We start from the raw sequence: 9,967 nt of genomic DNA on the forward strand, positions 1-9,967 counted from the left end.
GCCATAACAAGCTACTTGGTAAGAAACTAAAGCAGCTTCTTCAAGCGGTAAAGTTCTTCTAATGCTTGGCGAGGAGTTAGAGCATCAGGATCAACATTCGCTAGCGCTTGCTCTACTTCACTCGGTTCTGGGATCAGGCTCAGTTGGTTTGCGATATCGACACCGCTTGGCTTCGATGTTGGCGACTCCATACTTAACGCTTCTAACTGAGTCAGCTTCGCACGAGCATTCTTGATCACTGCTTTCGGTACGCCAGCTAAACCTGCAACCGCTAGACCATAAGATTTACTTGCAGCACCTTCTTGAACTGCGTGCATAAAGGCAATGCTATCACCATGTTCAACCGCATCTAAGTGTACGTTTGCTAAAGTTGGAAGTTGGTTAGGTAGTTCAGTTAGCTCAAAGTAGTGCGTTGCAAACAGTGTCATCGCATTGATTTGATTGGCTAGCCACTCTGCACTTGCCCAAGCCAGAGACAGGCCATCGTAAGTACTGGTACCACGACCGATTTCATCCATTAGCACAAGGCTGTTTGGTGTTGCATTGTGCAGGATATTTGCGGTTTCTGTCATCTCAACCATGAAGGTTGAACGGCCAGAAGCCAAATCATCGGATGCGCCAATACGCGTAAAGATACGGTCGATAGAGCCGATGGTTGCGCTTTCTGCAGGAACATAACAACCGATATGAGCCATCAATGCGATGAGTGCCGTTTGGCGCATGTAGGTCGATTTACCACCCATGTTGGGACCCGTGATGATCAGCATCTTACGTTGATCATTCAGGTCGATAGGGTTAGCAATGAAAGGTTCGTCCATCACTTGTTCAACAACAGGGTGACGACCGGCCTGAATTTGTACGCCAGCAGACTCTGTCATGGTTGGACGACAGTAATCAAGGGTATCTGCACGCTCAGCCAAGTTCTGTAGAACATCAAGCTGAGATACTGAAGAGGCGATATTTTGTAGGCGCTCTAGATACGGCAGTAGTAAGTCAAACAACTCTTCCCACAGCTGTTTCTCGATAGCGAGTGCTTTCGACTTAGAGTTAAGTACTTTGTCTTCGTGCTCTTTTAGCTCAGGAATGATGTAACGCTCAGCATTTTTCAGCGTTTGACGACGAACATAGTGTGGCGGCACAAGATGGCTTTGCCCACGGCTTACTTGAATGAAGAAACCATGTACGTTGTTGTAGCCAACTTTTAGCGTGTCGATGCCATGACGTTCACGCTCTTCTTGCTCAAGCTTATCAAGAAATTCAGTTGCGCCTGCTGCAAGGTCGCGCCATTCGTCTAACTCGGCATTGTAGCCTTCTGCAATCACACCACCGTCACGGATAACCACCGGTGGGTTCTCTTTGATTGCACGTTCAAGCAGCTCAGAAACCTCATCCACAGGAGAAGCATATTGAGCAAGTTGAGTTAGGTATGGGTGCTTCAGTTGCGTCAGTGTTTCAGCAAGCTCTGGCAAATATTCCATTGCTTGGCGAAGACGCGCCATATCGCGAGGGCGAGCAGAGCGAAGTGCTAATCGAGCGAGAATACGTTCGATATCACCAATCTGTTTTAAGGTTGGCTGTAGTTCTGTGAATAGAGCCAAATCTTTCATTTCACCAATTGCATCTAAGCGCTGATCGAGTGCAGATATATTGCGCATTGGTTGATGTAACCAACGCTTAAGCATACGGCTACCCATTGCTGTCGCAGTGTGATCAAGTACTTCGGCAAGGGTGTTATCAGTACCACCCCCAAGATTTTGCGTGATCTCCAAATTACGACGAGTTGCAGCATCAAGGATCACCGAGTGATCTTGTTTATCCATCGTGAGTGAACGGATATGAGGGAGGGCAGTACGTTGGGTATCTTTCACGTATTGGATCAAACAACCAGCCGCACATAGACCCAGTTTCGCGCTTTCTACGCCAAAGCCAACCAGATCGCGAGTACCAAACTGCTTATTCAATTGCTGCTTAGCGGTGTCTAATTCAAATTCCCATACAGGGCGGCGGCGGTTGCCATTACGGCTTGCCATTAAATCGACGGGTTCGAAATCTTCAGGGAACAGCAGCTCACGCGGAGAGGTTCTTTGTAGCTCAGCGGCCATCGCTTCTTCTGTTTCTGGCTCGCAAAGTTGGAATCGGCCAGAGGTAATATCAAGTGTCGCATAACCGAATTTACCGTTGTGGTGATAAATGGCTGCAATTAGGTTATCAACGCGTTCAGAAAGCAAGGCTTCGTCGGTTACGGTACCCGGTGTCACGATACGCACTACTGCGCGCTCAACAGGGCCTTTTGAAAGTGCTGGATTACCAATCTGTTCACAAATTGCTACGGACTCACCAAGTTGCACTAACTTTGCAAGGTATCCTTCAACCGCATGGTATGGAACACCTGCCATCGGAATCGGTTCACCATTTGATGAGCCACGCTTAGTCAGTGAAATATCGAGGAGTTGAGAGGCTTTTTTAGCGTCATCGTAGAAAAGCTCGTAGAAATCGCCCATGCGGTAGAACAGCAGAATTTCTGGGTTTTCTGCTTTCAGTTTTAGATACTGCTGCATCATGGGAGTATGTTTTTGATCGGCTTTCACAGTTAACTTCTTTCGTTTATTTCTATTGCGGCTTAGGATACGTGAAAGCGTTTCGTGCGAAAAGCGGCTGATGCGAAAAGATGCGAATCCAAATGATATGACAGTAAATAAAGGGAAGCAGATGATGCAGATGACTCAAGACCTTAGTGAGCAGCTTGGACATTTACTCGCTAAACACAAACACGTGTTAGTGACGGCTGAATCTTGCACTGGCGGAGGTGTCGCGAGTGCAGTCACCGATATTGCGGGCAGCTCTGGATGGTTTGATCGCGCTTTTGTTACGTACAGCAATGAAGCCAAACAAGAGATGATAGGTGTACAACTTAAAACCTTAATGGAGTTCGGCGCCGTGAGTGAGCCTGTCGTAATAGAAATGGCGAGCGGGGCATTGCAATATTCAAACGGGACGATCTCTGTATCAATCAGTGGCATCGCTGGCCCAGGTGGCGCGACCGAAGATAAGCCTGTTGGTACAGTATGCTTCGCGTGGAAAGCGCTAAATGGCTGGGATAAAGTAGAAACGCATGTATTTACAGGCGACAGATCACAAGTACGCCAACAAGCCACGCACCATGCCCTGCAAGTTATTTATGATTACCTATCAATGGAAGGTAAGTAACATTTGTACAAATTATTTTCATACAGGTATAGACACTGTATGAATCAACAGTATAATGAAAGCCAATTAGTCACCCCTATGTGGGTTAGAAATAGATTCTAGATCGCTTGTTGAGACAACCGATTATGTGGAGATAGAAATGGACGAGAATAAACAAAAAGCGTTAGCCGCAGCCCTTGGTCAGATTGAAAAGCAATTTGGTAAAGGTTCTATCATGCGTCTTGGTGATAACCGCACAATGGACGTAGAAACTATTTCTACAGGTTCTCTATCTCTAGATATCGCACTAGGTGCTGGTGGCCTACCGATGGGACGTATCGTAGAAGTTTACGGTCCAGAATCATCAGGTAAAACAACGCTAACGCTTGAGCTTATTGCTGCAGCACAGAAAGTGGGAAAGACGTGTGCATTCGTTGATGCGGAGCACGCACTAGACCCTATCTACGCTCAAAAGCTTGGTGTTGATATCGATGCACTTCTTGTTTCTCAACCAGATACTGGTGAGCAAGCGCTGGAAATCTGTGATGCACTGGCTCGTTCAGGTGCAATCGACGTTCTTGTTATTGACTCAGTAGCAGCCCTAACACCAAAAGCAGAAATCGAAGGCGAAATGGGCGACAGCCACATGGGTCTTCAGGCTCGTATGCTTTCTCAAGCAATGCGTAAGCTGACGGGTAACCTTAAGCAGTCTAACTGTATGGCTATCTTCATTAACCAAATTCGTATGAAAATTGGTGTGATGTTCGGTAACCCAGAAACAACAACAGGTGGTAACGCACTTAAGTTCTACGCATCTGTTCGTCTTGATATTCGCCGTACTGGTGCGATTAAAGATGGTGATGAAGTTGTTGGTAACGAAACTCGTATCAAGGTCGTTAAGAACAAGATTGCTGCACCATTCAAACAAGCTGAAACTCAAATCCTTTACGGTAAAGGCTTCAACCGCGAAGGTGAGCTTATCGACTTAGGTGTTAAGAATAAGCTAGTAGAAAAAGCAGGCGCTTGGTACAGCTACAAAGGCGATAAGATCGGCCAAGGTAAAGCTAACGCTGGTAAATACCTACGTGAAAACCCAGAAGTTGCTCTAGAGATCGATACTAAACTTCGTGAGTTACTACTGACTCCTGCTGTTCTTGAAGAGAAAGACGTAGAGAAAGAAGAAGAAAACGAAGAGCTATAAGCTCACGTTTTATAGAGTGGATGTTTGAAAGAAGCATCCGCTTTGAAAGAATTTAAAGCCTCGCATATTTTATGCGGGGCTTTTTTATTGGATCTGCTCCGTCGAGCATGTCTTTGGTCAAATCTCTCTCGTTGACTGAGTTTCTTCGGTACTAGGTCGTCAATTTAGTTCTGCTTTTCCACGGCAAGATATAGTGGAATATTCTTCATTTTATCGAATTCCCACTAAAATCCTGCCCAAGGGTGTCTTTTCTACAAGAAAACTAGTCGAAGCCTTAACCATGATCTACAATACGGCAAAATTCTAACTCGACTATTTTCAGGAAGAGCTGCATGTACATGAGCACTGATGAGGTTCGCAACGCGTTCCTTAAGTTCTTTGAGAGCAAAGAACACCAAATCGTAGACAGTTCATCGTTAGTTCCACATAACGATCCAACCCTGCTATTCACTAACGCAGGTATGAACCAATTCAAAGATTGCTTCTTAGGCGCCGAAAAGCGTGCCTACACTCGAGCAACTACGGCTCAGCGTTGTGTACGTGCGGGTGGTAAACACAATGACCTTGAAAACGTAGGTTTCACGGCTCGTCACCACACGTTCTTCGAAATGCTAGGCAACTTCAGCTTTGGCGACTACTTCAAAGAAGAAGCGATTGGATTTGCTTGGGAGTTCCTGACTGAAACTCTTCAACTGCCAAAAGATCGTCTACTGGTAACGGTATACGAGACAGATGATGAAGCATTCGATATCTGGAACAAGAAAGTAGGTGTTCCTGCTGACCGTATCGTTCGCATTGGCGACAAAGAAGGCGGTAAACAGTTCGAGTCTGATAACTTCTGGACGATGGGTGACACAGGTCCTTGTGGTCCATGTACTGAAATCTTCTACGATCACGGTGAGCACATCTGGGGCGGCCGTCCTGGTACACCTGAAGAAGATGGTGACCGTTTCATCGAGATCTGGAACAACGTATTCATGCAGTTCAACCGTCACGCTGACGGCACAATGGAACCGCTACCTAAGCCTGCTGTAGATACAGGTATGGGTATTGAGCGTATTTCTGCAATCATGCAGGGCGTTCACTCTAACTACGAAATTGATGTATTCCAAAAGCTAATCAAAGCGACTGCGGAAGTTGTTGGTCATGACGATCTATCTAACCAATCGCTACGCGTTATTGCTGACCACATCCGTTCTTGTTCATTCCTAATTGCTGACGGTGTTATGCCTTCAAACGAAGGTCGTGGCTACGTTCTACGTCGTATCATCCGTCGTGCAGTTCGTCACGGTAACAAGCTTGGCGCACAAGGCGTGTTCTTCCACAAACTTGTGGGCGTACTGGCTGAAGTGATGGGCTCTGCGGCAGATGAACTTAAGAAACAGCAAGAGCTGGTTGAAAAAGTACTTCGCATTGAGGAAGAGAACTTTGGTCGTACGCTAGAGCGCGGCATGGTTATTCTTAATGACGCACTAGATGCACTTGAAGGCAAAGAGCTTGACGGCGAAACAGTTTTCAAACTTTACGATACATACGGCTTCCCAGCTGACCTTACTAACGATGTAGCTCGCGAACGCGATTTTACTATCGATGAAGAAGGCTTTGAGAAGGCGATGGAAGCACAGCGTAAGCGTGCACGTGAAGCAGGCCAATTCGGCACGGATTACAACGCGACAATCAAAGTAGACACCAACACTGAGTTCTGTGGTTACACAGCAACTGAAGGTGCTGGTGAAATCTCTGCGCTATTCGTTGACGGCGAAGAAGTATCTTCACTATCGGCTGGCGACAAAGCAATCATCATCCTTGAAGAGACACCATTCTACGCTGAGTCAGGCGGTCAATGTGGTGATGCTGGTACACTAAAAACAGCGTCGGGTCTTTTCAAAGTACAAGACACTCAGAAGCTAGGTAACGCATTTGCGCACCACGGTGAGCTAGTTGAAGGTGTATTTGCTAAGGGCGATAAAGTAGAAGCAACGGTTGACGCTGAGCGTCGAGCTGCTATCTCACTAAACCACTCTGCCACTCACTTACTTCACTCTGCATTGCGCGAAGTGCTAGGTGAGCACGTTGCTCAGAAAGGTTCTTTAGTTAAGCCAGATAACCTACGTTTTGACTTCTCTAACCTTGAAGCGGTAACACCAGCACAGATTAAAGAAGTAGAGCGTCTAGTTAACGCACAAGTTCGTAAGAACCATGTGATTGAAACGAACATCATGGACATCGAGTCAGCGAAAGAAAAAGGTGCAATGGCACTGTTTGGCGAGAAGTACGATGATGAAGTTCGCGTTCTATCTATGGGCGACTTCTCTACTGAACTTTGTGGTGGTATCCACGCTTCAAACACAGGTGATATCGGCCTATTCAAGATCACTTCTGAAGGTGGTATTGCTGCGGGTATTCGTCGTATTGAAGCGGTAACCGGTGAAGCTGCACTAGATGCAGTAGAAGCTCAAGCTAACGCTTACGAAGAGAAACTGGCTGAGTCAGCTAAGAAAGCGAAATCGCTAGAGAAAGAAATCCAACTGCTTAAAGAAAAGATGGCTGCTGCAGAAAGCGCAAACATCATGGGCAAAGTAGAAGACATCTCTGGTACTAAAGTTTTGGTTGCTGCAATTGAAGGCGCAGACAACAAGAACCTACGTACTATGGTTGATAACGCTAAAAACCAAGTAGGTAGCGGCATCATCCTGATCGCGAACGTAGCAGACGGTAAAGTTGGCTTGATTGCTGGTGTAACCAAAGACCTAATCGGCAAAGTAAAAGCGGGTGATCTCGTCAAGATGGTTGCTGAGCAAGTTGGCGGTAAAGGCGGCGGTCGTCCAGATATGGCTCAAGCGGGCGGTACAGACGTTGCAGCACTGCCAGAAGCGCTTAAATCTGTGCGTACTTGGCTAGAAGAGCGTCTTTAAGCTTAAGTAATTGATACAAAGATGCCCAATCAGTTGATTGGGCATCTTTTATTTTGCCTATTGGAAGTGTGTTTAAACAAGGTTTGATTGAGATTAACCAAGAAGTCTAATGGTGGCGTTAGACTCCTTGGTTAATTTTTTATTGCTTCGCCCTGACGCGGAGTATGTGTTTTTTTGTCATATATAGACATTGGTCTTGGGAAGGTGAGGACGGGTGAAAATGCCTCTTATCGTGCAGAAATTTGGTGGAACGTCGGTGGGTTCAATTGAACGAATCCATCATGTAGCAGAAAAAATCATTGAAGCGAAAAATGAAGGGAACCAGATCGTGGTTGTCGTTTCTGCTATGTCTGGTGAAACAAATCGGTTAGTTAATTTAGCCACGCAAGTTGATAGCGTACCAAACGCTAGAGAACTGGATGTGTTGTTAACGGCTGGCGAGCAAGTTTCCATGGCCTTGTTAGCAATGACGTTACACAAGTTAGGTTATGAAGCGACATCGATGACTGGCTATCAAGCCAAGATACACACGGATTCTAATCATAATAATGCGGCGATTGAGCGTATTGATACTGCTCCGATTCAAGCTCTGCTAGATGACAACCAGATTGTTATTGTTGCAGGCTTTCAAGGATTCAATGCGAAAGGTGATATCACGACATTAGGCCGCGGTGGTTCAGATACTACAGCAGTCGCGCTTGCAGGTGCCTTGCAGGCGAAAGAATGCCAGATCTATACTGATGTAGATGGTGTTTACTCTTGTGACCCTAGAGTCGTAAAACAATCTCAGAAATTAGATACTTTAGACTTTCCTTCTATGGAAGAGATGGCTCGCCGAGGCGCTAAGGTATTGCACCTTCCTTGTGTTCAGTATGCATGGCAGCACAACGTGTCATTGCGAGTGCTTTCAAGCTTTGAACAAGGCGAGGGCACATTGATCGCGGGTAATCAGTGTTTGAATGATATTGCTGGCATCGCCATCCAAAGAGATATGGTGCGTATCGAGTGTTTGAATGAAGATTTACCGTCTTTCATTTCACATTGCCAACTGTTGGGGATCGAAGTCTGTAGTGTGATCGAGGAAACAGAACGGGCAGCACTCATTATTAAACAAGACATAAGTGCCAAATTAAAACTAGTTTTTGCTGAGAAAATCCGTAATAGTGAACAGGTTAGTTTGTTAACTGTGGTAGGAAGCCGAACACAAGAAATTGTGGTCAGTTCACATGGATTGTTGTCTGAAGGCGAAATTGATGTACAGCATCACTTATTGCAGCAGCAGTCTTTAACTTTGGTGATATCACCAACGCAAGTCGATATGGCTGCTAACATATTACACAATGCATACATCGTAGCGCGTGAAACACAGGGTTATCCTAAAAAAGAAGTGCATTTTGGTTAAATAAACTCAATCGATAGTTTACGAAAATATAACTTTTGTTGGATAATGCTCTCGTAGCTAGATAAATTTAGAGATTACTCAAGGAGCAAAGAATGCTAATTTTGACTCGCCGCGTTGGCGAAACACTGATGATTGGTGATGAAGTAACAGTTACTGTACTAGGCGTTAAAGGTAACCAAGTACGTATCGGTGTTAACGCACCTAAAGAAGTATCTGTTCACCGTGAAGAGATCTACATGCGCATTCAAGCTGAAAAAGGTAATGGTAACGTTGCAGCTGGCAACTACTAATACTTTTGCGTAGAGAAGAGGCTAGCATTGTTGCTAGCCTTTTTTGATCTTGGGGAACCTAAACACTGATTGGGACATAGATGGGTTGGATAACGGATCGGTCTCAAAGTGGTGAAGTGAATGCTTTGTGATGCTGCGAGATACAGACAAGGTTGAACAGAACTGTTGCTCTGTATTTTGTTTGGCAAAACTCAAGATTTATTCGCTTCCCCTATGGCGAAAATACGCATCCCGTAGTATTGTGCCATCAGCGGTAGCACTTGCTGCTGGAGAAATTAGATAATTGTTTTCGGCTGTTTATTATTGCCAATCTTTCACCTTAATTTTTAAGGGAAAAAGCGCGATTTGAATCTTATAAGTTCAATTTGCAAGCGCTTTGATTAAATAGCAAACGGTTGAGTGTTTTTGTCCAATTTTTTTCAATAAAGTGTTTGACATATTTTCGGTAAAACGTAATATGTGCCTCCGCAAGACGGTGAGGTGGCCGAGAGGCCGAAGGCGCTCCCCTGCTAAGGGAGTATGTGGTTTGTAGCTGCATCGAGGGTTCGAATCCCTCCCTCACCGCCATTTCTTGCGAGTCTAAAATTAGCAATTTAGACAATGTAAATGTGCGTCCTTAGCTCAGCTGGATAGAGTACCTGGCTACGAACCAGGCGGTCGGAGGTTCGAATCCTCCAGGACGCGCCATTCTCTCTTCTCTTACTTGTAAGTGATTTGAGAATAATGAATTAGGTGAGGTGGCCGAGTGGCCGAAGGCGCTCCCCTGCTAAGGGAGTATGTGGTTTGTAGCTGCATCGAGGGTTCGAATCCCTCCCTCACCGCCATTCATTACAGGCCGATGGCCTTTTTTTTTCTTCGTAGCAAGAAGAATGTGATATCTTTCACAACTTCATTCTTAATGAATGAACACCGTGCGTCCTTAGCTCAGCTGGATAGAGTACCTGGCTACGAACCAGGCGGTCGGAGGGTCGAA

The 9,967-nt window shown here is 45.6% G+C and carries 6 protein-coding genes and 3 tRNA genes; 8 read left to right on the top strand and 1 reads right to left on the bottom strand.

Annotation, left to right across the window (positions count from 1 at the left end):
- Positions 1–26 precede the first annotated feature (26 nt).
- On the bottom strand, positions 27–2,588 hold the full coding sequence (mutS, locus tag AB6D06_RS17585; protein WP_372111186.1) for a DNA mismatch repair protein MutS: 2,562 nt from the start codon (positions 2,586–2,588) through the stop codon (positions 27–29).
- Between the two features lie 124 nt (positions 2,589–2,712).
- On the opposite strand from mutS, the gene pncC reads away from it, so the two are divergent.
- From pncC to AB6D06_RS17625, 8 genes are all read left to right on the top strand, one after another.
- A complete protein-coding gene (gene pncC, locus AB6D06_RS17590; protein WP_065585102.1) occupies positions 2,713–3,207 on the top strand; it encodes a nicotinamide-nucleotide amidase in 495 nt (164 codons plus the stop codon).
- A 139-nt stretch (positions 3,208–3,346) separates the two neighbouring features.
- Positions 3,347–4,387 carry a recombinase RecA gene (recA, locus tag AB6D06_RS17595; RefSeq protein WP_017056586.1) on the top strand — a complete coding sequence of 347 codons (1,041 nt, stop codon included), beginning with the start codon at positions 3,347–3,349 and terminating at the stop codon, positions 4,385–4,387.
- Between the two features lie 332 nt (positions 4,388–4,719).
- Complete coding sequence (gene alaS / locus AB6D06_RS17600; RefSeq protein WP_017059024.1) at positions 4,720–7,302, top strand: alanine--tRNA ligase; 2,583 nt, start codon at positions 4,720–4,722, stop codon at positions 7,300–7,302.
- Between the two features lie 220 nt (positions 7,303–7,522).
- Positions 7,523–8,704, top strand: a complete 1,182-nt coding sequence (locus AB6D06_RS17605) for an aspartate kinase (RefSeq protein WP_017063224.1) — start codon at positions 7,523–7,525, stop codon at positions 8,702–8,704.
- 92 nt (positions 8,705–8,796) lie between these two features.
- Complete coding sequence (gene csrA / locus AB6D06_RS17610) at positions 8,797–8,994, top strand: carbon storage regulator CsrA (protein ID WP_102451467.1); 198 nt, start codon at positions 8,797–8,799, stop codon at positions 8,992–8,994.
- Between the two features lie 474 nt (positions 8,995–9,468).
- Positions 9,469–9,561 (top strand) — tRNA-Ser (locus AB6D06_RS17615).
- 43 nt (positions 9,562–9,604) lie between these two features.
- Positions 9,605–9,681 (top strand) — tRNA-Arg (locus AB6D06_RS17620).
- 44 nt (positions 9,682–9,725) lie between these two features.
- A tRNA-Ser gene (locus tag AB6D06_RS17625) sits at positions 9,726–9,818 on the top strand.
- The last annotated feature ends 149 nt before the right edge of the window (positions 9,819–9,967 follow it).

The organism is Vibrio sp. 10N.239.311.G01 (genome assembly GCF_041465805.1).
In the GTDB taxonomy this organism is placed as follows: domain Bacteria; phylum Pseudomonadota; class Gammaproteobacteria; order Enterobacterales; family Vibrionaceae; genus Vibrio; species Vibrio crassostreae_C.